The following is a 21,542-nucleotide window of genomic DNA, read 5'->3' on the forward strand; positions in this document are numbered from 1 at the left end:
TAATTTATATACATTCGCTATGTTATAAATTGCCTATTTTTGCAGAGTGAAAAGACTGAATCATTCTAAAAGATAAAACTAATAAAGTAAAGTTATGGCTAAAAAAGTTCTGATAATTTCGTCCAGTCCGCGGAAAGGCGGCAATTCGGATTTGCTTTGTGATGAATTTATGAAAGGTGCTCTCGAAGCGGGCAATGAAGTGGAAAAGATTGTATTGAAAGACAAAACGGTTCATCCTTGCACGGGATGCAGTGTTTGTAGTATGTACGGCAAGCCTTGTCCGCAGAAGGATGATGCGGCGGAAATCGTGGAGAAGATGATTGCTGCCGATGTGATTGTAATGGCGACTCCCGTGTATTTCTATACAATGTGCGGTCAGATGAAGATTATGATTGACCGTTGCTGCGCACGTTATACGGAGATAACGAACAAGGAGTTTTATTTCATTATTGCGGCGGCAGAGGATAATAAGGCAATGATGGAACGTACAATAGACGGTTTCCGTGGCTTCCTCGATTGTCTGGAAGGGCCACAGGAAAAAGGAACGGTCTATGGAATCGGCGCCTGGAAGGTAGGGGAGATTAAAGATACTCCATACATGCAGGAAGCCTACAACATGGGAAAAATGGTATAACTGTCACCGGCTTATTATAGTGACGCTATGCTTGCAGGATAGTGACGCTATAACAACAAGATAGTGACGCTATGACGACCGGATAGTGACGCTATCTTATGTGACCTTTTGAAGCATAAAAATGATATTTCAATCGAATAGATTGAAAAGTCAAGAATTTTAATTGACTGGATTGCTTGTTCTGCCACAGAATTATTATAATTTTGTGGCAGAACTTTTTATTTTGTATGATTCGTTTAATAACTAAGCATCATGGGCTATACAATAACGACTCTTGTAGAGAATTGTGTCTATGGACGTAAATTGCAGGCAGAACACGGTCTTTCTCTCTATATTGAGACATCGGGACATAGATTACTCTTTGATACGGGAGCGTCCGATTTGTTTATCCGTAACGCCCGCCTGCTGCATATTGACTTGCAGAAAGTTGATTATCTGATATTATCCCACGGGCATAGCGACCACACGGGAGGTCTGCGTCATTTCTTGGAGCTGAACAAACAAGCAACAGTTGTCTGCAAACGCGAAGCCTTCTCTCCAAAATTTAAGGATGAACGCGAAAATGGAATGAAGCATACGCAGACTTTCGACCTTTCCCGTTTCCGTTTTATCGAAGAACAGACCGAACTGCTTCCCGGCGTATTTCTCTTTCCCTCTATTGATATTATCGACCATGAGGATACCCATTTCGAACGCTTTCGGGTTCAGAAAGAAGACGGTTGCCATATACCGGATACTTTTCAGGATGAATTGGCGGTAGTGTTGGTAGAGCCGGACGGTTTTTCTGTATTGAGCGCCTGTTCTCATCGAGGAATTACAAATATCCTGCGAACAGTCCGTGCGGCATTTCCCGAATCTCCTTGTAACTTACTGTTAGGCGGTTTTCATATTCATAACGCAGAAGAACGGAAATATCAGATCATTGCAGATTATCTGAAAGAATATCTGCCGCGTCAGATTGGTGTCTGCCATTGTACAGGAGTAGATAAATATGCTTTCTTCTACAAAGACTTTGGTGACAGGGTATTCTATAATTACACGGGAAAACTAATTCAAACTGATTTGTTGAAATAAAATATATATAATAATTTGATATGAAGAAACTAATAACTTCTTTAGCACTGGCATTGACCGCATTGTCCAGCTATGCCATTACTCCTTTGTGGATGCGTGACGCACGTATTTCACCGAATGGAACGGAGATTGTCTTTTGTTATAAAGGCGATATTTACAAAGTCCCCGCACAGGGTGGGACAGCCGTTCAGTTGACAACACAAGCATCTTATGAAGCTAACCCCGTTTGGTCGCCCGACGGAAAACAAATTGCATTTGCCAGCGACCGGAATGGGAATTTCGACCTCTTTATCATGCCTGCTGACGGCGGAACCGCCCAAAGGCTGACTTATCATTCCGCTTCGGAGATTCCTTCGGCTTTTACTCCGGACGGAAAGTTTGTACTTTTCTCCGCATCTATTCAAGACCCCGCAGGTAGCGCTTTGTTTCCTACCGGAGCAATGACGGAATTGTATAAAGTACCTGCTGGCGGAGGACGTACCGAGCAAGTACTCGCTACTCCTGCCGAATGGGTTTGCTTTGATAAATCGGGGAAAAACTTTCTTTATCAAGACCGTAAAGGCTTCGAAGATGAATGGAGAAAACACCATACTTCTTCTATAACCAGAGATATTTGGCTGTATAACACGCAATCGGGAAAACATACCAATCTAACGAACCGGGAAGGGGAAGACCGCAATCCGGTGTATGCGCCCGACGGCAATTCTGTCTATTTTCTTAGCGAGCGCAACGGCGGCTCATTCAATGTTTATAACTTTTCACTGAATACTTCGCAAACGTCGAATGTGCCTCAAGAGGTAAAAGCGATAACTACATTCCGTACGCATCCGGTACGTTTCTTGTCAATCAGTGATAAAGGTACATTGTGTTATACCTATGACGGAGAGCTTTATACACAGGAAGCCAATGCCCGTCCGAAGAAAGTAAACGTTGAACTTGTCCGGGATGATGAAAAGGAGATTGCTTCCCTCAAATTTTCTCAGGGCGCTAATTCCGCTTCCGTATCTCCGGACGGCAAACAGGTTGCTTTCATTGTGCGTGGTGATGTCTTTGTCACTTCGACGGATTACACTACAACAAAGCAAATCACGAATACTCCGGGAAAAGAAGCCGCTGTGTCCTTTGCCCCGGATAACCGGACGCTGGTCTATGCCAGTGAAAGGACGGGTAACTGGCAACTTTACACCGCCAAAATAGCCCGTAAGGAAGAAGCCAATTTCCCTAATGCAACTCTTATCGAGGAAGAAGTCTTGCTTCCTTCAAAAACAGTGGAACGTGCTTATCCGCAATATTCTCCGGACGGTAAGGAGCTGGCTTTCATCGAAGACCGTAACCGCTTAATGGTACTTGACTTAAAGACGAAGAAAGTTCGTCAAGTGACGGACGGTTCTACATGGTATAATACCGGAGGCGGATTCGACTATGAATGGTCGCCGGACGGCAAATGGTTTACTCTTGAATTTATTGGCAATCGCCATGATCCTTATTCGGATATAGGTATTGTCAGCGCACAAGGCGGTACTATTACCAACTTGACTAACAGCGGATATATTAGCGGTTCTCCGCGTTGGGTACTGGATGGAAACGCTATTCTTTTCCAAACTGAACGTTACGGTATGCGTGCGCATGCTTCTTGGGGTTCACAACAGGATGTGATGCTGGTATTCTTGAATCAGGATGCTTATGACCGCTATCGCTTAAGCAAGGAAGACTTCGAACTGCTCAAAGAATTAGAAAAGGAACAGAAGAAAGCGAAAGACGGTGACAAGAAGAAAGATGTAAATAAGTCCAAAAAGGATGAAGCTGACGAGGACAAGTCATCCGAAAATAAAGCAGACAAGAAAGATATAGTAGTAGAGCTTAACGGCATTGAAGACCGTATCGTCCGTCTGACTCCCAACTCTTCCGATTTAGGCAGTGCCATACTCTCAAAAGACGGAGAGAATCTTTATTACTTCTCAGCTTTCGAAGGCGGCTATGACCTTTGGAAAATGAATCTTCGTGAAAAAGACACAAAACGTTTGCACAAACTCAATACCGGTTGGGCATCATTGATGTTGGATAAGAAAGGGGACATTTTCTTGTTGGGAAGCCGGATGATGCAGAAAATGGATGCGAAGTCGGATGCATTGAAATCAATCAGTTATCAGGCTGAAATGAAAATGGACTTGGCTGCCGAGCGTGAAGCAATGTTCGACCATGTGTACAAGCAACATCAAAAACGCTTCTACAATCTTACTATGCATGGGGTCGATTGGGATGCTATGACGGCTGCTTACCGCAAGTTCCTGCCTCATATTGACAACAACTACGACTTTGCGGAATTATTGAGCGAATGGTTGGGCGAACTGAATGTTTCGCATACAGGAGGACGTTATTCTCCGAGAGGCGGGGGAGATGTAACTTCTAATCTGGGCTTGTTGTTCGATTGGAATTACCAGGAAAAAGGAATGAAAATCGCTGAGGTAATCGAGAAAGGCCCGTTCGACCATTCCCGTACAAAAGTAAAAGCAGGCTGCATTATTGAAAAGATTAACGGTGAGGAACTGGCTCCGGATAAGGATATTACTGCTTTACTGAATAATAAAGCCGGAAAGAAAACCCTGGTTTCGTTGTATAATCCGCAGAATAAGGAGCGTTGGGAAGAAGTGGTAATGCCTATCACTAGCGGAAGACTCAACGGTTTGTTATATAAACGTTGGGTAAAACAACGTGCTGCCGATGTTGAGAAATGGTCGAACGGTCGGTTGGGGTATGTACATATCCAGTCCATGGGCGACGGAAGTTTCCGTACTGTTTACTCGGATATTTTGGGTAAATATAACAACTGTGACGGAATTGTGATTGATACCCGTTTCAATGGCGGCGGTCGTCTGCACGAAGATATCGAGATACTTTTCAGCGGTCAGAAATACTTTACGCAGGTAGTACGCGGACGCGAAGCCTGTGATATGCCGAGCCGTCGCTGGAATAAACCTTCTATCATGTTGCAGTGTGAAGCTAACTATTCCAATGCGCACGGTACGCCTTGGGTGTACAAACACCAGAAGATAGGCAAACTGGTCGGTATGCCTGTGCCGGGAACAATGACAAGCGTATCTTGGGAAACATTGCAAGACCCTTCACTGGTATTCGGTATTCCTATTATCGGTTATCGTCTGCCGGATGGAAGTTATCTGGAAAATAGCCAGTTAGAGCCTGATATTAAGGTTGCCAATAGCCCTGAAACGGTAGTGAAAGGGGAAGATATGCAACTGAAAACGGCTGTTGACGAATTGCTTAAAGAGATAGACAGTCAGAATAGATAGTAAATAGAAGTAGGTTGATGCATATCCCCCGTTACGGAAGTGCATCAACCTACATGAATATATAATGAACTGGTTAGGACTTCTTTAACCGATAATCTTTCTTATATCTTCTACAATCAGTTCATCTGTCAGATGATTGGCACGAAGTAACTCTTGTATGTCGTACCGGTCTACGAATTCTTTCTTCGCTCCATAATTAAGGACTTTCATATCACTGGCACCGTAATAACGGGCAATCTTTTCACCGAAACCACCGTCCAACACACCGTCTTCCAATGTAATCACTAGTTGGTGGTCGGCTTTCAGTTCTTCCATTAGCTCATTGTCAATGCCGGTGATATATCGGGGATTGATAAGCGTTGCATCAATACCTGCCTTTTCTTTCAGCAATGACAGCACCGACTGTCCTAATCCGAAGAACGAACCTAACGCAAGGATAGCTACTTTCGAACCGCGATGAGCGACTTTATAACGATTGAGAACGCTGTAATCGGATTCCACAGACTCGCCACAGCTAATCACATCTGTTGCGGGCACACGGATAGCCACCGGGTGTTCATTCTGATGGATACCCCATTCCAGCATGGCAAGATATTCCTCTTTACAGGTTGGCGCTAAATAGACCATATTCGGAATATTACTGATAAGCGGAATATCGAAGAAACAGAGATGCGTTACATCATTCATACCGGATAATGTTCCCCAAAATACCAAGAGGACTGCCGGATTATTATTGATGCAGAGGTCTTGCGATAGCTGGTCGTAAGATCGTTGGATAAATGTGCTATATACCCCATAAACAGGCTTTCCCCCATTAGCGGCAATACCGGAAGCAAGTGCCACTGCATGTTCTTCGGCAATACCGACATCAACAAACTGCTTGCCGGCTTCCTGACGACGGTCGGGAGTAAACCCGAGAACGGCAGGAGTACCCGAAGTAATTGTTACCACCCGCTTGTCTTCTTTCATTTTTTTCAGCAGATATTGAGCGGTTACTTCGCTATAATCTTCCGCAGTTTCGCCAAACTTGGATTCTCCGGTTTCTATATTGAACGGAGTACGCCAATGGTAAGTCTCTTTGTCCAGTTCTGCGCGTTCATACCCTTTGCCTTTCAGGGTATTAATATGTACTACTATCGGATGTTGAATATCTTTCACTTTAGAGAAAGCCTCAACCAATGCTTCCACATTATTGCCGTCGTTCACGTACATATAATCCAATCCTATAGCCTTGAAGAAATTACATTCGCACTGACCGTTGCTGTCACGCAAATCTTTCAGGTTCTTGTAAAGACCACCGTGATTCTCGGCAATAGACATTTGATTGTCGTTGACAATAATAATCATGTTTGTACCAAGCTCCGCCACATAGTCCAATCCTTCGAATGCTTCGCCGCTACTTAAAGATCCGTCGCCTATCACGGCTATGATATTCTCATTACCGCCGGTCAGGTCGCGTCCTTTCGCCAATCCGCTAGCCAGGCTGACGGAAGTGGAAGTGTGACCGATAACAAAAAAATCATGCTTACTTTCATGTGGCTCGGAATAACCGGATACGTTGTCATACTCTGCCGGATAGAGGAAAGCATCTTTCCGTCCGGTCAGCATCTTATGCACATAACTCTGATGCGATACATCAAAAACAATCTTATCTTCCGGTGAATTGAATACATAATGTAAAGCGATAGTCGCTTCCACCATTCCAAAATTAGGTCCGAAATGCCCGCCGTGTTCACTCAACTTTTGCAGGAGTGATGCACGGATTTCATTACTTAAATCGTTGAGTTCTTGAAACGATAACTTCTTTACGTCTGCCGGAGAGTAAATATTTTCTAAATACATATCAATTGTTTTTTTTTACGTTTATACCTATTATCTTTATCACACTGCAAAGATACTGCTGATTTTGGATTCGGTTTGTATATAGATTACGGATTATTTTACCTATATTACCGACCTTGGGAAATGTGACTGATGATAAACCTGAAAATAGTAGATAATAGACATTGGAGGACGACATATATGAATAGTGATTATAAAGTGGGTGATTTAATTTATGATGCCAATATTTATGATGCGATGAATACCAATCTGGATGATTTGTACTTTTATAAGCGGTGGTTGCCCAAAAACAAGGATGCCCGAATACTTGAACTTTGTTGTGGTACAGGCAGGCTTACTCTTCCCATTGCAAAGGAAGGATATGATATTACTGGAGTTGATTACACCCCTTCAATGCTTGCTCAGGCAAAGATGAAAGCTTCCGAAGCAGGATTAGAAATAAGTTTTATCGAGGCAGATATCAGAACTTTGAATTTGCCGGAAAAATACGACCTTATCTTTATTCCATTTAATTCGATTCATCATTTATATAAGAATGAAGATTTATTTAAGGTATTTAGCGTCGTTAAGAATCACCTCAAAGACGGCGGCTTATTTCTGTTTGATTGTTTTAATCCGAATATCCAATATATAGTTGAAGGTGAAAAAGAGCAGAAGGAAATTGCCACATATACAACTGATGACGGCAGGGAAGTATTGATAAAGCAGACTATGCGATATGAAAATAAAACTCAGATTAACCGTATCGAATGGCATTATTTTATCAATGGCAAGTTTAATTCTATTCAAAATCTGGATATGAGAATGTTCTTCCCTCAAGAGCTGGATTCATATTTGGAATGGAATGGTTTTCATATTATTCATAAGTATGGTGGATTTGAAGAAGAGGCATTTAATGATAATTCGGCAAAACAGATATTTGTTTGCCAGTGCTAGATAACTATTTTTTTGGGGCAATCAAGCTGATATTGGAATTTCGATCCAATACAGCAAGGCTTTTTTACCACTTTTTTCATAGCTGTTTTTATTTGAACTGTAATAAAGATACGTGTAAAAAATCTATCTTCATAGAGAGGAAATGATGAATCTGTAATTAGGGTTGTCATATCCGTAATCTGTCTACAACTGCTTCACATAATTCTGTCGACCTTTGTAGCGTCGATTAAATTCTATACTTCTAGAGAATTGGAATTATAAATTATATGTAGCAGCTATGGAACAAAAGAATAAATTAAAACTCAATTCGGGTGGTTTGCTCGTCTTTATCCTTACGGTCGGTGTGTTTGGCATTATAAACACCGAGATGGGAGTAGTGGGTATCCTGCCCTTGATTGCCGAAACTTTTAATGTCTCCGTACCGCAGGCCGGCTGGACGGTAAGTGTTTTTGCATTGGTGGTAGCTGCTTCGGCTCCAGTCACTCCTTTGTTGTTTTCGGGAATTAACCGGAAGAAAGTAATGCTGCTCGTACTGGGATTATTTACGCTAAGCAATATCATATCCATGCTTACCTCTAACTTTACCATATTGCTGATTGCCCGGATACTTCCCGCTTTCCTGCATCCGGTATATGTATCTATGGCTTTTACGGTAGCTGCTGCGTCTGTTAGCAAGGAACAGGCTCCCAAGGCTGTTTCTAAAGTCTTTATCGGTGTGTCCGCCGGCATGGTGCTGGGCGTTCCGGTGACCAGTTTCATTGCCAGTGAAGTTTCGTTCTCCATGGCGATGTTATTTTTCACAGTTGTGAATGCTTTGGTATTTGTGGCTACTATGCTGTTTATCCCTTCCGTGCCTGTAAAAGAAAAAGTATCTTACGGTGCGCAACTTAGCGTATTGAAGAAAACGGAGATGTGGCATTCAATCATTGCCGTGACCTTGATTAACGGAGCCATGTTCGGATTCTTCAGCTATATGTCAGACTATCTGAAAACAGTGACGGAAGTTTCCTACAATGTAATCAGTGCCGTCTTGCTTGTATATGGACTGGCGAATATTGTAGGCAATGTGCTGGCGGGGAGACTGCTTTCGATAAATGCCAGACGCTCAATAATCATCATGCCTTTTGCACTGTTAGCTTCCTATATCTTCTTGTTCTTCGTCGGAGAATGGATAACAGCTATGGTAATAATCATCCTTATTCTAGGTGTATTGGCAGGTATCGCAAGTAATAATATGCAATACATGATAACAGATTCCGCACCCGAAGCTCCCGATTTTGCCAATGGAATGTTTTTGACTTCCGCCAATTTGGGAACGACGATTGGTACGGCTATATGCGGAGCCTTCATCACGGAAATGGGTACCCGCTATTCTGTTTTCGGCGCGTTTCTTTTCCTGATTGCAAGCATTGTGTTCGTTTATTTACGTGTTCGTATGCCCCATTCCCGCAAACAGGTTAAAATGGAGATTTTAGCAGAATGATGAAAAAAATATAATCTGTAATTCGGGTAATAATGTCAGTAATTCATCTACATACACTCTCTTTATTTCACCGTATTTTTGCAATGTAGAAAGTAGACAATCAATTCTTTAATTATTAAAACGCAAGAGATATGAAACGGATTTTATTATTAACAACTGTATTTATTATGATGCTCGGAACTAATTTTTCTTCTGCACAGACAGATGCAGATAACTTTTATAAAAGTGATTTGGTAAGTGTGGAGAAAGTTTCTTTTTCCAACCAGTATAAAATGAAGGTAGCCGGAAATCTGTTTCTGCCCAAGAACATGAAAGAAGGGGACAAATACCCTGCAATCATTGTCGGACACCCTATGGGAGCAGTCAAGGAACAGAGTGCGAACCTTTACGCAACGAAAATGGCGGAACGAGGATTTGTCACACTTTCCATAGACCTTTCTTTTTGGGGTGGGAGCGAAGGCGAGCCGCGCAATGCCGTTCTGCCGGAAGTTTATGCGGAAGACTTTAGCGCTGCGGTAGATTTTCTCGGTACACGTCCGTTTGTCGACCGGAATCTTATCGGTGTAATCGGTATTTGCGGCAGTGGAAGTTTCGCTATCAGTGCGGCAAAAATAGATCCTCGTCTCAAAGCCATTGCAACAATCAGCATGTATAATATGGGTACTGCCAGCCGTAACGGATTGAAACATGCATTGACTCTGGAGCAGAGAAAACAAATTATGGTGGAAGCGGCAGAGCAGCGTTATGTTGAATTCCTGGGTGGAGAAACAAAATACACAGGTGGCACAGTGCACGAGCTGACAGAAAAATCCGGCCCGATAGAACGTGAATTTTATGAATTCTACCGTACACAAAGAGGAGAATTCACACCAGAAGGAGCAACTCCTTTGACAACAACTCATCCAACCCTTTCAAGTAATGTGAAATTTATGAATTTCTATCCTTTCGCAGATATTGAAACGATTTCACCCCGTCCCATGCTTTTCATTACCGGGGAGAATGCCCATTCGCGCGAATTCAGCGAGGATGCCTATCGACTGGCTGCCGAGCCTAAAGAACTGTATATAGTGCCCGGTGCAGGACACGTAGACCTTTACGACCGTGTAAGCCTTATACCATTCAGCAAACTGGAATCTTTCTTCAAGGAATATCTGAAGAAATAAACATGAATCATTATGAAGCACTATATAATAACAATCTTCGCTATGTTGGCATTATCGGTCGGTTCCGCATCATGCAGCGAGGATGAGCCATTGCAGGGAACAGGTCAGCAGACAACCCCGAATAATGGAAATAACAACTCTGGTAATAATAACAATAATAATGAAAACGTTCCAGTGAGCAACAATCTTAAAATAACAATCGGCTCCGCTTCGTTCAACGCTACCCTGGAAAGTAATGAGACAGCAAAAGAATTCAAGAAATTACTGCCTTTGACCGTAAATATGTCCGAACTGAATGGCAATGAAAAGCTATTTTATCTACAAAACAGCTTGCCGACAGCCTCTTTCAGTCCGAGAACCATTCAAACGGGAGATTTAATGCTTTACGGTTCTACTTGCGTGGTACTTTTTTATGAGAGCTTCTCGACTTCATATACCTATACCCGCTTGGGACGTATAACGAATCCTTCGGGACTGGCTTCCGCCGTCGGTGCAGGAAGTGTAAATGTAACTTTTGAAATAACAGACTAAAAAAATAAACTAATGGAACAAATAAGAAATAAAGAATACGGAGGCGAACGTCCTCTGTTTGCAACCCACGACCTTCAACTGGAAGATGTGACGATTCGCGCCGGTGAATCCGCACTGAAAGAATGTAGTAACATCATAGCAATTAACTGTCGCTTTGAAGGAAAATATCCCTTTTGGCATACCAACGGATTTGTAGTGAAGAACTGTCTCTTTACAGAAGGCGCCCGTGCCGCGCTATGGTACTCCCAAAGTCTGCAAATGGCAGATACCTTGGTAGAAGCCCCGAAGATGTTTCGCGAAATGGACGGGATAAAACTCGAAAATGTACAGTTGCCCAACGCTTTGGAAACATTCTGGTATTGCCGTAATATAGACCTGAAGAACGTGCAGATAGACAAAGCGGATTATCTTTTCATACATAGCGAGAATATCAATATCCAAAACTACGCCCAAAACGGAAACTATTCATTCCAGTACTGTAAGAACGTGGAAATCCGTAATGCGGTTATCAACTCCAAAGATGCATTTTGGAATACGGAGAATGTAACTGTCTATGACTCCGAACTGAATGGAGAATACCTGGGCTGGCATTCTAAAAACTTACGTCTGGTAAATTGCAGGATTTCGGGCACGCAGCCACTTTGCTATGCGCATGACTTGGTCATGGAAAATTGTACAATGGCAGAGGACGCCGACCTCGCTTTCGAACACAGTAGTGTGAAAGCAACGATTAAAAGCCCGGTTCACAGCGTGAAGAATCCCCGCACGGGGAGCATTGTTGCCGAAAGTTTCGGAACAATCATCCTGGACGAGAATCTCAAAGCACCAGGGAATTGTGAATTGAAACTTTGGGACGAACTGACTTGTTTTGATTGAAATATGAAGTACAACTTCGATGAAATAATTCCACGCCGAGGTACGAATTCCTATAAATGGGATTCTGCCGGAGATGCAGATGTATTGCCGATGTGGGTAGCCGATATGGATTTCCGTACGGCTCCCCCTGTTGTGGAAGCATTGAGGAAACGGGTGGAGCATGGTATCTTCGGATATGTCCGTGTACCGGATGCATACTACGCGGCGGTGACAAACTGGTTTGCAAGGCGGCATGACTGGCAGATAGAAAAAGAATGGATTATTTATACCACGGGAGTAGTACCGGCATTGTCTGCTGTCATTAAGGCACTGACAGCCCCCGGAGATAAAGTAATGGTGCAGACACCCGTATATAACTGCTTTTTCTCCTCTATCCGCAATAACGGATGCGGGATGATTGCCAATCCGCTGATTTATAGAAATGGAACCTATCAGATAGATTTTGCGGATTTGGAACAAAAAGCTGCCGACCCAAGCGTAAAGGTTCTATTGTTATGCAACCCGCACAATCCTGCCGGAAGGGTATGGACAAAGCAGGAACTTACCCGCATCGGTGACATCTGTATCCGAAATAATGTGTGGGTAGTAGCAGACGAAATCCACTGCGAACTTGTCTTCCCGGGACACACCTATATCCCTTTTGCTTCTATCTCACAAGAATTTCTGATGCACTCCGTCACTTGCACCTCGCCCAGCAAGGCCTTTAACCTGGCAGGGCTTCAAATAGCCAATATCATTTCTGCCGATACGGATATACGAACGAAAATAGACAAAGCAATCAATATCAATGAGGTTTGTGATGTGAATCCGTTCGGAGTGGAAGCGTTAATGGCCGCCTATAACGACGGTGAGGAATGGTTGGAAGAACTGAAACAATACCTGTTCGCCAATTACAATTATTTGAGAGTATACTTCGAAGAATATCTTCCTGAATTTCCGGTGGCGACACTGGAAGGCACTTATCTGGTTTGGGCAGACTGTTCGGTACTGAATCAGTCATCGGATGAGACAGTGAAAACCTTGTTGGAGAAAGAAAAACTTTGGGTGAACGAGGGCAGCTTGTACGGAGAGGCCGGTGAAGGATTTATCCGTATTAATATCGCCTGTCCGCGACAGCAGTTGATAGAAGGATTAAACAGGTTGAGGCGGGCTTTGAAATAATAAAATAATTGTCAATTTATTGAGAGTTCCCCCTTCTCACTCCCCGTAAATACGAATAAAAAGAAGTAATATGGAAAGTCAGAAACGCTCGAACAGGAATTTGCCGGGTGTTATCATCGCTTATTTCCTCATTTATGTAGTCTGGGGCTCCACCTACTTTTTTATAGGTGTGGCTTTAAAAGATTTTTCGCCTTTCCTGCTCGGAGCACTGCGGTTTACGGCTGCCGGGCTGATACTTCTTGGGATTTGTTATTTGCGGGGAGAACGTATATTTAAGAAAAGTCTCGTGAAGCGTTCTGCCGTTAGCGGCATTGTATTGTTGTTTATAGATATGGCTGTCGTCATGCTGGCACAACAGTATCTGACAAGTAGTCTCGTGGCAATAATCGCTTCCTCTACGGCACTTTGGATTTTGCTGCTGGACGTTCCCATGTGGCGTATTAATTTCCGCAACCCTCTTACGATAGCGGGAGGGGTGATAGGATTCGGTGGGGTAATAATGCTCTATGCGGAACAGCTCAATGCAGAATGGCTGCATCCGCAAAGTGAGCGGGGTATCCTGCTTCTTGTTTTTGGCTGTATATCTTGGGCTGTGGGAACGCTGTATGCCAAATACCGTTCTTCCCGTGAGGAAGGAATGAATGCATTTGCTGGTTCTGCGTGGCAAATGCTTTTTGCCAGTGCGATGTTCTGGCTTTGTGCCGTTGTGAGCGGAGATATTCAGGAAGTTGATTTGAGTGCAGTCTCGTCTACAAGCTGGTTCTCCTTGCTTTATTTGATTTCTTTCGGTTCTTTGCTGGCATATTCGGCGTATGTCTGGCTCTTGAAAGTATGTCCCGCAGCAGAAGTAGGAACGCATGCTTATGTCAATCCCTTTATAGCAGTCCTTCTAGGAGTATTCTTAGGAAATGAACGAGTTACATTTATTCAGCTTTCTGGTTTGCTGGTGATTTTGCTGGGAGTGATGTTGATTAGCCGGAAACGCTTGACAGGTAAGACGGGAAATCTGTAATAATGGTACTGACTTCTGTAATTTGTATCAGTCTTGTAAGGCTATAACTTCGTATTTTTGTGTTATTAATTTTAAAACAATTAGACTATGAACATGAAGAAATTAATTGTTACTTTAGTAGTTGCATTAATAACGTTTTTCGGATATAATTCATTAAATGCACAGAATATGAAAAAAGAAGAAGTACCTCAAAACATCAGCGCATTTCCGATAGGAGAGGAGAATGTAGGATTCAAACAATATTTTACGGGGGAATCCTGGCTGGCGCGACTGACTAGTAACAAAGACTTGAATGTCCCCATGTCCAACGTTACTTTTGAACCCGGTTGCCGCAATAACTGGCACAGCCATACGGGTGGACAAATCCTGATTGCTGTCGGTGGTGTAGGATATTATCAGGAACGTGGTAAGGCGTCACGCCGCTTGCTTCCCGGTGATGTGGTTGAAATCGCTCCGAACATAGAACATTGGCACGGTGCCGCCCCCGATAGCTGGTTCTCGCATCTGGCTATCGAATGTAATCCGCAAACCAACAAGAATATGTGGCTGGAACGTGTGAGCGACCAACAATATGCCGAAGCTACAAAAGACAACGTGGCAACCGGACTAAAAGCTACCGACCCCGAATTGGACGGAATATTTAGTAATTTTACAAAAGAAGTGCAGGAATATGGTGACTTGGATACTAAAACCCGCCTTATGGTAACCTTGGCATCCAATATAGCTTCGCAGGCACAGGCTGAATACCGTATCACACTTGAAAACGCTCTTAATGAAGGCATTACCCCGATAGAAGTGAAGGAAATCCTTTATCAGGCAGTAGCTTATGCAGGCATGGCTAAGGTGAGAGATTTTATCGGTCTTACTAATGGTATATTGCTCGCCTGTGGCGTACGCCTTCCTTTAGAGGGACAATCGGTTGTGTCATCCGAAACCCGTTTCGACAAAGGGCTGGAGTTGCAGAAATCCATTTTCGGTGAACGGATAGAACTGATGCATAAAAGCGCTCCCGAGAATCAGAAGCATATCCAGCGTTATCTCTCCGCCAATTGCTTCGGAGATTACCAAACGCGTAACGGACTGAATGTGAAGACACGTGAATTGGTTACGTTCTCTATTCTTGTTTCCTTAGGCGGTTGTGAGTCACAAGTAAAAGGACACATACAGGGAAATGTCAACGTAGGGAATAATAAAGATACGTTGCTGGCTGTCGTCACACAACTATTGCCCTACATCGGCTATCCGCGTACACTCAATGCCATAGCCTATCTGAATGAAGTGATTCCGGAAAAGTAAAAAAAGAGCATTCCTGATGACAGGCGATTAAAACTTATCCGGGACTTGACAAACGCTTTTTTATTTCGTATATTTGTAGTCAGGAAAAGAATGAAATCAATGAATTATGGATGAAAGAATAACTGAAATATGAGTATAGAATGGATAGAAAATAGTATAATATTACAACGAACTTAGCTCATTCCCTTAGCTTATACTAAAGGATAGAACGGCAGATATACCCCAAAGGTTGCAAACTTTACAGAGTTTGCAACCTTTTTTTGTTGCATATTATTGATGCTAAATTCGCAAATCCGGATTTTAAAGTTTATAATAAACGGAGGGGACGTTTATTATAAACGGTCGCAGTATTTATTAATAACTCAATCAACGTTCAAGTAGTAAGTTGTTGCCTTTTTTGTATTACCTTTTTCTTAAGGGTGGGAACTTTATCATTTGTGGTGATAATAATTGACATTATAGTCAGACGATTAAATCTTACAAATAGACTTTGAATGCATATTTCCCACTTTTTGGCAGGAGTCCCCAAATATTAAATAGTTGTTAATTGGAGTCTCATTCTGTGAACTAATCTTTTATATGATATGTTGTTTACTGTGAATAACGAATTTGATTATAAACTAAAGAATTAGACATGGAACACATAAAACATTTCTAATGATTTAGCAAGCAAAACATCACAGTTTAAAAACATTTGATTATGAAAAAATCTATTATTTTATTAGCTTTTGTATTGGGTGCATTTACAGCAAACGCCCAATCAGTAGTAGAAGGTACAAAGTTCACAGACAACTGGTCTGTTGAAGTAAATGCGGGAGCAATCACTCCTCTTACTCATAGCGCTTTCTTTAAGAGTATGCGTCCCGGTTTTGGAGTAGGGTTCTCAAAACAATTGACTCCTATCTTTGGTTTGGGATTCCAGGGAATGGGATATATCAACACCACTCCGAGTAAAACGGCCTTCGATGCTTCGGATGTCAGTTTATTGGGTAAAGTCAATTTGATGAACCTGTTTGCAAGTTATCAAGGCGAGCCTCGTTTGTTTGAAGTAGAAGCAGTAGCCGGAATGGGCTGGTTGCATTATTATGTAAATGGTGACGGAGATCAGAACTCATGGTCTACCCGTTTCGGATTGAACTTCAATTTCAATCTTGGTGAAACGAAAGCATGGACATTGGGAATCAAACCTGCTATCGTATATGATATGCAAGGTAGCTTTCCCGAAACAAAGAGCCGTTTCAATGCGAATAATGCAGCGTTTGAACTGACTGCAGGATTGACTTATCACTTCAAGACAAGTACCGGAAACCATTATTTCACCAAAGTAAAAGTCTACAACCAGGCGGAAATCGACGGGCTGAACTCTTCAATCAATGCTCTTCGTTCTGAAGTGAACAATAAGGACGGTGAGTTGAACACTGCCAACCGGCAAATCAACGGCTTGCAGAAAGACTTGGAAGAATGTCGTACAAAGGTAGTTCCTGTTGAAACAGTAGTCAAGACCGCTCGCGTTCCGGAATCTATCATTACTTTCAGACAAGGTCGTTCATCAGTAGACGCGTCACAGTTGCCGAATGTGGAACGTGTAGCTTCCTACATGAAGAAATATCCTGATTCAAAAGTGATTATCAAAGGATACGCTTCTCCGGAAGGAAGTGTGGAAGTCAATGCTAGAATAGCTGCCGCACGTGCGGAAGCTGTCAAGACTATCCTAGTCAATAAATACAAGATTAACGCTTCCCGTATCACTGCCGAAGGTCAGGGCGTAGGTGACATGTTTACCGAACCGGATTGGAACCGCGTAAGTATATGTACTATTGAAGATTAATACAGAAGTATAGAAACTGAATAGTAAGGGCTGCTCCGGAAAACGGGGGCAGCCCTTCTTGTTTGTATCTTCTAGTTTTGAAAGTTTAGTGTACGATTGCTTTGTACGTGGCGAAAAATAATTATTTTTGCAGACGTTGTTCATGCGTTCTTGCGCTTTGAATGGGCAAATATCAACCATTAAAAAAAGTATTATGAAAAGAGTATTCGTATTTCAAGACTTTAAGTCACAGAAATTCTGGAGTATAGATGTAGTTGGAACAGACGTAACCGTTAACTATGGCAAATTGGGAACAGACGGTCAGACACAAGTCAAAAACTACTCGACTGCTGAAGAAGCCGAAAAAGCTGCCAATAAACTTATTGCGGAGAAAACAAAGAAAGGCTATGTGGAAACAGCAGAGGAAACGGCACGCGAGATGAAAGTGGAAGCCAAGAAATACACTTTGAGTTATGATGAATACGAAAACGATGTCCGGCTATTGGATAAGATTCTGAAAGACAAGCATCTGCCCGAATATAAACAAATCACTATCGGTTGTTGGGACTATGAAGGTGAAGATTGCTCCGATTTACTGAAAGGAATACTCGAAAATAAAGATAAATTTGCACACATTGAAGGCTTGTTTTGGGGAGATATCGATCAGGAAGAACAGGAGATCTCCTGGATTGAACAGGCAGACCTCAGCCCGTTGCTCGACGCTATGCCCAAATTGAAAGACTTGAAAATAAAAGGTACGAATTGCCTGCGCCTGGGACAAACCTCACGTCCGGAATTGCGTTCACTGGAGATTATCAGTGGCGGTCTTCCTACGGAAGTCGTAGAGGATATTCTGGCGTCCGATTTTCCGAATCTGGAAAAACTGGTTCTGTATGTCGGCGTGGAAGACTACGGCTTTGAAGCTGATATTGAGATATTCCGTCCGCTTTTCTCTAAGACGCGTTTCCCGAAATTGACTTATCTTGGCATCGTGAACTCGGAAGAACAGGATGAGATTGTAAAAATGTTCCTGGAGTCGGATATCCTTCCTCAATTGGAGACAATGGATATTTCGGCAGGTGTCCTCAAAGATGAAGGTGCCCAACTCTTGCTGGACAATATGGACAAGATTGCCCATTTGAAGTTTATTAATATGCGCTACAATTATTTGAGCAAGGGTATGAAGAAGAAGTTGCAGGAACTTCCGATGAAGATTGACATTGCAGAATCGGAAGAAGCTGATGAGGACGACGGTGAAATGTGGTATTACCCGATGATTACGGAGTAGGGGAAATGCAGATAATCGTTGTCAGCAACTCTCCGTCCAAACGCATCGAATACTTTGTTGAAGCCGGCAGGAGCTTGCAGACGGGAGTCCGCTTTATGACTTACGAAGAATTGTTCAATTGCCTGCCATCATTGCGGCAGGCAGTTGTCAAACTGGAACCGTGGGTAAGCTGCGAAACGGATTTTCTGAAATATACCCTGTTTAATGACGAATACAAAACGATATTACAGCGGTTGGACGAGACGGCACTGCCTGACGATGTGCATTTCTTGAATCCGCCTCATGCATTATTGCAGGCTCTTGATAAAAAGGAAGCCAAACGGATTTTATCAGCCAATGATCTGAATGTAACTCCGATGTTGGATACTCCACATTCTTTCGATGAACTGGCGCAAGCTCTTTCCGGTTGTAGCAGGGGGTGTTTTCTGAAACCACGTTATGGTTCGGGAGCAGGTGGCATTATGGCAATCCGCTATCAGCCGCGTCAGAAGAAATGGGTGGTTTATACTACCTTGCAGAAAGTGGACAGAGTCATTCATAATACAAAACGTATTCATCGTCTGACTAAGGAGCAAGATATTCTTCCATTGGCGGAAGCGGTCATGCATACCGGGGCTATTTTGGAAGAATGGATACCTAAGGAGCAGTTGCAGGGAGAGAATTATGACCTTCGGGTAGTATCTGGAGAGGAAGAGATTGACTATGTGGTAGTCAGATGTAGCAAGGGGGGTATAACCAATCTGCACCTGAACAACAACGCACGCCTGTGGAGCGAACTTCCCTTGTCAGAAGATGTCCGTCAACGGATTTACCTCTTATGCAGGAAAGCCGTCCGCACACTGGGTTTGCGATATGGCGGAGTAGATGTACTGATAGAAAGAGGAACGGATACTCCTTATATTATTGAGGTCAACGGACAAGGCGACCACATTTACCAGGATATGTACGCTCACAATTCTATTTATACCCGACAGATAAGAACAATAAAAAAGAAATATGACCATGCAGATAGATGAACTGCCCGCTGGAGAACAAAACCAGTGTCCTGATATGGATATGAACCGGGTGGTAGGGACACATGATATACTTATGCTTTGCTTCGATACGTTGCGCTACGATGTGAGTAAAGCGGAAGAAGCTGCCGGAGGGACACCGGTTCTGAACAGTCACGGTGGTTTGTGGGAGAAAAGGCATGCGCCGGGAAATTTTACTTATCCCTCTCATTTTGCCATTTTTGCAGGCTTTCTTCCTTCACCGGCAGAGCCTCATTCCTTGCGTAGCCGTAAATGGCTGTTTTTCCCTGTGCAGGCAGGGACGGGGCGTATCCCGCCCAAAGGCAGTTATCCGTTTACGGAAGCTACTTTCGTGCAGAGCCTTGCCAATAAGGGATATGAGACAATCTGCATAGGCGGCGTGAATTTCTTCAGCAAACGCAATGAACTGGGACGTGTGTTTCCCGGTTATTTTACGAAAAGTTACTGGCTGCCGATCTTTGGCTGTACGGCTCCTGACAGTACGGAGAAGCAGATTGATTTTGCCTTGAAGAAACTGGAGAATTACTCTGCGGACAAACGTATATTCATGTATATCAACTTTTCCGCTATCCATTACCCGAACTGTCACTATGTGAAAGGTAAAACGAAAGACGATAAGGAATCGCACGCGGCGGCATTGAGATATATCGACAGTCAGTTGCCCCGTTTGTTTGAAGTTTTTCAGAAGCGTGCCGACACACTGGTGATTGCCCTTTCCGACCACGGCACCTGCTATGGTGAAGACGGCTACGAATATCACTGCATATCCCACGAAACAGTCTACACGGTTCCTTACAAACACTTTATCCTGACGAAACAATGAATCAACCTCTATCCCGATATGTAGACTATATGTATAGTTATCCGCATAAAACGGCGTACCGTCCTTTTCCTGCTCCGGTTTCGTTGCTCCCATATTTGGAGCAACTGCAAGGCAGAAAGGCGTCACTCTACTTTCATATCCCTTTTTGTAGCCATAAATGCGGATACTGCAACTTATTCTCTTTGCAAACGAACCGTACAGAATATATCGCCACTTATCTGGACACCCTTCACAGACAGGCGCAACAACTCTCACCGCTCACTGCCGGACTGACGTTTGATAGCTTTGCCATCGGCGGCGGTACTCCGTTGCTGCTGACTGTTCCGCAACTGGAACAACTAATGGCTACCGCCGCTTTGTTCGGCGTGCATCCGTCCCATGCCTTTACTTCCGTAGAGACTTCACCGGAATATGCAGATCGTCCGCGTCTCAATGTCTTGAAAAAGGCGGGAGTATCTCGCGTAAGTATCGGCATACAGAGTTTTCAAGATGAAGAACTGAAAGCTATCAAAAGGCGTCCCCGGCAAAACACTATTTATCAAGCATTAGACGATATCCGCCAAATGGATTTTCCCTATTTCAATATCGACTTGATTTATGGTATTAAGGGACAGACGGTAGAAAGTTTCCTCTATTCACTGGAAGAAGCGCTCCGGTTCCAGCCGAACGAACTGTTTATTTATCCGCTATATGTACGTCAGGGTACAGGTATTACCGAACGGGAACCAGATGATGTCTGTTTTCGAATGTATCGTGCCGCTTGCAAGTTATTGCAAGCAAAAGGCTTTCTGCAAACATCCATGCGGCGTTTCATTCATCATCCGTCCACTGACGCGGAAGTCTCATGTGGCGATGAAGTAATGCTTTCGTGTGGGTCGGGTGGACGCAGCTATTTGGGTGATTTACACTATGCTACCCGGTATACAGTCTGTCAGCAATGCATTGCCCGCGAGATAGACGAATATATGGCAACCACTGATTTCACCGTAGCCCGTAACGGATTTATCCTTTCCGCAAAGGAACAACAACAACGTTTTATCATCAAGAATCTGATGTACTATATGGGGATTGACAAGGCTGAATATACTCGGCGTTTTGGAGAGCCGCTTGATAGGACTCCGTTGTTCCGCCAATTGGCGGAACAGTACTGGATAGAGGAAACTCCTGAACGTATCCGGCTGACTCCCGAAGGACTTGGTTATTCCGATTATATCGGTCAGCTATTTATCACTCCGGAAATCAGGCAATTAATGGAGACTTATTCCTATTGAATG

At 43.3% G+C, this 21,542-nt stretch carries 17 protein-coding genes; 16 read left to right on the forward strand and 1 reads right to left on the reverse strand.

The window, feature by feature from the left end:
- Positions 1-94 precede the first annotated feature (94 nt).
- The 3 genes from RDN93_RS03305 to RDN93_RS03315 all read left to right on the forward strand — a co-directional run bounded on the left by RDN93_RS03305 (position 95) and on the right by RDN93_RS03315 (position 5,016).
- Positions 95-634 (forward strand): flavodoxin family protein, encoded by a 540-nt coding sequence (locus RDN93_RS03305; RefSeq protein ID WP_005678067.1) that lies wholly within the window; start codon positions 95-97, stop codon positions 632-634.
- 252 nt (positions 635-886) lie between these two features.
- Entirely contained in the window at positions 887-1,708 is an 822-nt protein-coding gene (locus RDN93_RS03310) for an MBL fold metallo-hydrolase (protein WP_005681408.1), read from the forward strand.
- A 20-nt stretch (positions 1,709-1,728) separates the two neighbouring features.
- The gene (locus RDN93_RS03315) at positions 1,729-5,016 is read left to right on the forward strand and encodes a S41 family peptidase (RefSeq protein WP_055173669.1); all 3,288 of its coding nucleotides are present in this window, start codon (positions 1,729-1,731) and stop codon (positions 5,014-5,016) included.
- An 84-nt stretch (positions 5,017-5,100) separates the two neighbouring features.
- Here RDN93_RS03315 and RDN93_RS03320 read toward each other — a convergent pair whose 3' ends face one another.
- Positions 5,101-6,858, reverse strand: coding sequence for a 1-deoxy-D-xylulose-5-phosphate synthase (locus RDN93_RS03320; RefSeq protein WP_055256272.1), 1,758 nt, complete (start codon positions 6,856-6,858; stop codon positions 5,101-5,103).
- A 180-nt stretch (positions 6,859-7,038) separates the two neighbouring features.
- On the opposite strand from RDN93_RS03320, the gene RDN93_RS03325 reads away from it, so the two are divergent.
- The 13 genes from RDN93_RS03325 to RDN93_RS03385 all read left to right on the forward strand — a co-directional run bounded on the left by RDN93_RS03325 (position 7,039) and on the right by RDN93_RS03385 (position 21,539).
- Positions 7,039-7,794: a class I SAM-dependent methyltransferase gene (locus tag RDN93_RS03325; RefSeq protein WP_055173667.1), complete on the forward strand. Its 756-nt coding sequence runs from the start codon at positions 7,039-7,041 to the stop codon at positions 7,792-7,794.
- A gap of 277 nt (positions 7,795-8,071) precedes the next feature.
- A complete protein-coding gene (locus RDN93_RS03330) occupies positions 8,072-9,277 on the forward strand; it encodes an MFS transporter (protein ID WP_055173666.1) in 1,206 nt (401 codons plus the stop codon).
- A 131-nt stretch (positions 9,278-9,408) separates the two neighbouring features.
- Positions 9,409-10,440 (forward strand): alpha/beta hydrolase, encoded by a 1,032-nt coding sequence (locus tag RDN93_RS03335; RefSeq protein ID WP_055173665.1) that lies wholly within the window; start codon positions 9,409-9,411, stop codon positions 10,438-10,440.
- Between the two features lie 12 nt (positions 10,441-10,452).
- Positions 10,453-10,971, forward strand: a complete 519-nt coding sequence (locus RDN93_RS03340; protein WP_253280419.1) for a cyclophilin-like fold protein — start codon at positions 10,453-10,455, stop codon at positions 10,969-10,971.
- A 12-nt stretch (positions 10,972-10,983) separates the two neighbouring features.
- Entirely contained in the window at positions 10,984-11,847 is an 864-nt protein-coding gene (locus RDN93_RS03345; RefSeq protein ID WP_055256273.1) for a DUF3737 family protein, read from the forward strand.
- Positions 11,848-11,850: 3 nt separating this feature from the next.
- A complete protein-coding gene (locus tag RDN93_RS03350; protein WP_055256274.1) occupies positions 11,851-13,008 on the forward strand; it encodes a MalY/PatB family protein in 1,158 nt (385 codons plus the stop codon).
- A gap of 70 nt (positions 13,009-13,078) precedes the next feature.
- Positions 13,079-14,020 carry an EamA family transporter gene (locus tag RDN93_RS03355; RefSeq protein WP_055256275.1) on the forward strand — a complete coding sequence of 314 codons (942 nt, stop codon included), beginning with the start codon at positions 13,079-13,081 and terminating at the stop codon, positions 14,018-14,020.
- A 93-nt stretch (positions 14,021-14,113) separates the two neighbouring features.
- Complete coding sequence (locus RDN93_RS03360) at positions 14,114-15,316, forward strand: carboxymuconolactone decarboxylase family protein (RefSeq protein WP_055256323.1); 1,203 nt, start codon at positions 14,114-14,116, stop codon at positions 15,314-15,316.
- Positions 15,317-16,016: 700 nt separating this feature from the next.
- On the forward strand, positions 16,017-17,144 hold the full coding sequence (locus RDN93_RS03365) for an OmpA family protein (RefSeq protein WP_022042180.1): 1,128 nt from the start codon (positions 16,017-16,019) through the stop codon (positions 17,142-17,144).
- Positions 17,145-17,337: 193 nt separating this feature from the next.
- The gene (locus RDN93_RS03370; protein WP_032855268.1) at positions 17,338-18,411 is read left to right on the forward strand and encodes an STM4015 family protein; all 1,074 of its coding nucleotides are present in this window, start codon (positions 17,338-17,340) and stop codon (positions 18,409-18,411) included.
- A 5-nt stretch (positions 18,412-18,416) separates the two neighbouring features.
- Positions 18,417-19,427, forward strand: coding sequence for an STM4014 family protein (locus tag RDN93_RS03375; protein ID WP_005681392.1), 1,011 nt, complete (start codon positions 18,417-18,419; stop codon positions 19,425-19,427).
- Entirely contained in the window at positions 19,414-20,268 is an 855-nt protein-coding gene (locus RDN93_RS03380) for an STM4013/SEN3800 family hydrolase (RefSeq protein WP_005678093.1), read from the forward strand. The genes RDN93_RS03375 and RDN93_RS03380 overlap by 14 nt, the downstream gene beginning before the upstream one ends.
- A complete protein-coding gene (locus RDN93_RS03385; RefSeq protein WP_055173662.1) occupies positions 20,265-21,539 on the forward strand; it encodes an STM4012 family radical SAM protein in 1,275 nt (424 codons plus the stop codon). Before RDN93_RS03380 ends, RDN93_RS03385 begins: the two co-directional genes overlap by 4 nt.
- The last annotated feature ends 3 nt before the right edge of the window (positions 21,540-21,542 follow it).

Source organism: uncultured Bacteroides sp., from assembly GCF_902491285.1.
In the GTDB taxonomy this organism is placed as follows: Bacteria; Bacteroidota; Bacteroidia; order Bacteroidales; family Bacteroidaceae; genus Bacteroides.

Coding starts and splice junctions, on each gene's coding strand:
- RDN93_RS03370 (WP_032855268.1), top strand. CDS start 17,338: ATGAAAAGAGTATTCGTATTTCAAGACTTTAAGTCACAGAAATTCTGG.
- RDN93_RS03380 (WP_005678093.1), top strand. CDS start 19,414: ATGCAGATAGATGAACTGCCCGCTGGAGAACAAAACCAGTGTCCTGAT.
- RDN93_RS03320 (WP_055256272.1), bottom strand. CDS start 6,858: ATGTATTTAGAAAATATTTACTCTCCGGCAGACGTAAAGAAGTTATCG.
- RDN93_RS03385 (WP_055173662.1), top strand. CDS start 20,265: ATGAATCAACCTCTATCCCGATATGTAGACTATATGTATAGTTATCCG.
- RDN93_RS03315 (WP_055173669.1), top strand. CDS start 1,729: ATGAAGAAACTAATAACTTCTTTAGCACTGGCATTGACCGCATTGTCC.
- RDN93_RS03365 (WP_022042180.1), top strand. CDS start 16,017: ATGAAAAAATCTATTATTTTATTAGCTTTTGTATTGGGTGCATTTACA.
- RDN93_RS03330 (WP_055173666.1), top strand. CDS start 8,072: ATGGAACAAAAGAATAAATTAAAACTCAATTCGGGTGGTTTGCTCGTC.
- RDN93_RS03325 (WP_055173667.1), top strand. CDS start 7,039: ATGAATAGTGATTATAAAGTGGGTGATTTAATTTATGATGCCAATATT.
- RDN93_RS03305 (WP_005678067.1), top strand. CDS start 95: ATGGCTAAAAAAGTTCTGATAATTTCGTCCAGTCCGCGGAAAGGCGGC.
- RDN93_RS03360 (WP_055256323.1), top strand. CDS start 14,114: ATGAAGAAATTAATTGTTACTTTAGTAGTTGCATTAATAACGTTTTTC.
- RDN93_RS03350 (WP_055256274.1), top strand. CDS start 11,851: ATGAAGTACAACTTCGATGAAATAATTCCACGCCGAGGTACGAATTCC.
- RDN93_RS03345 (WP_055256273.1), top strand. CDS start 10,984: ATGGAACAAATAAGAAATAAAGAATACGGAGGCGAACGTCCTCTGTTT.
- RDN93_RS03375 (WP_005681392.1), top strand. CDS start 18,417: ATGCAGATAATCGTTGTCAGCAACTCTCCGTCCAAACGCATCGAATAC.
- RDN93_RS03310 (WP_005681408.1), top strand. CDS start 887: ATGGGCTATACAATAACGACTCTTGTAGAGAATTGTGTCTATGGACGT.
- RDN93_RS03340 (WP_253280419.1), top strand. CDS start 10,453: ATGAAGCACTATATAATAACAATCTTCGCTATGTTGGCATTATCGGTC.
- RDN93_RS03335 (WP_055173665.1), top strand. CDS start 9,409: ATGAAACGGATTTTATTATTAACAACTGTATTTATTATGATGCTCGGA.
- RDN93_RS03355 (WP_055256275.1), top strand. CDS start 13,079: ATGGAAAGTCAGAAACGCTCGAACAGGAATTTGCCGGGTGTTATCATC.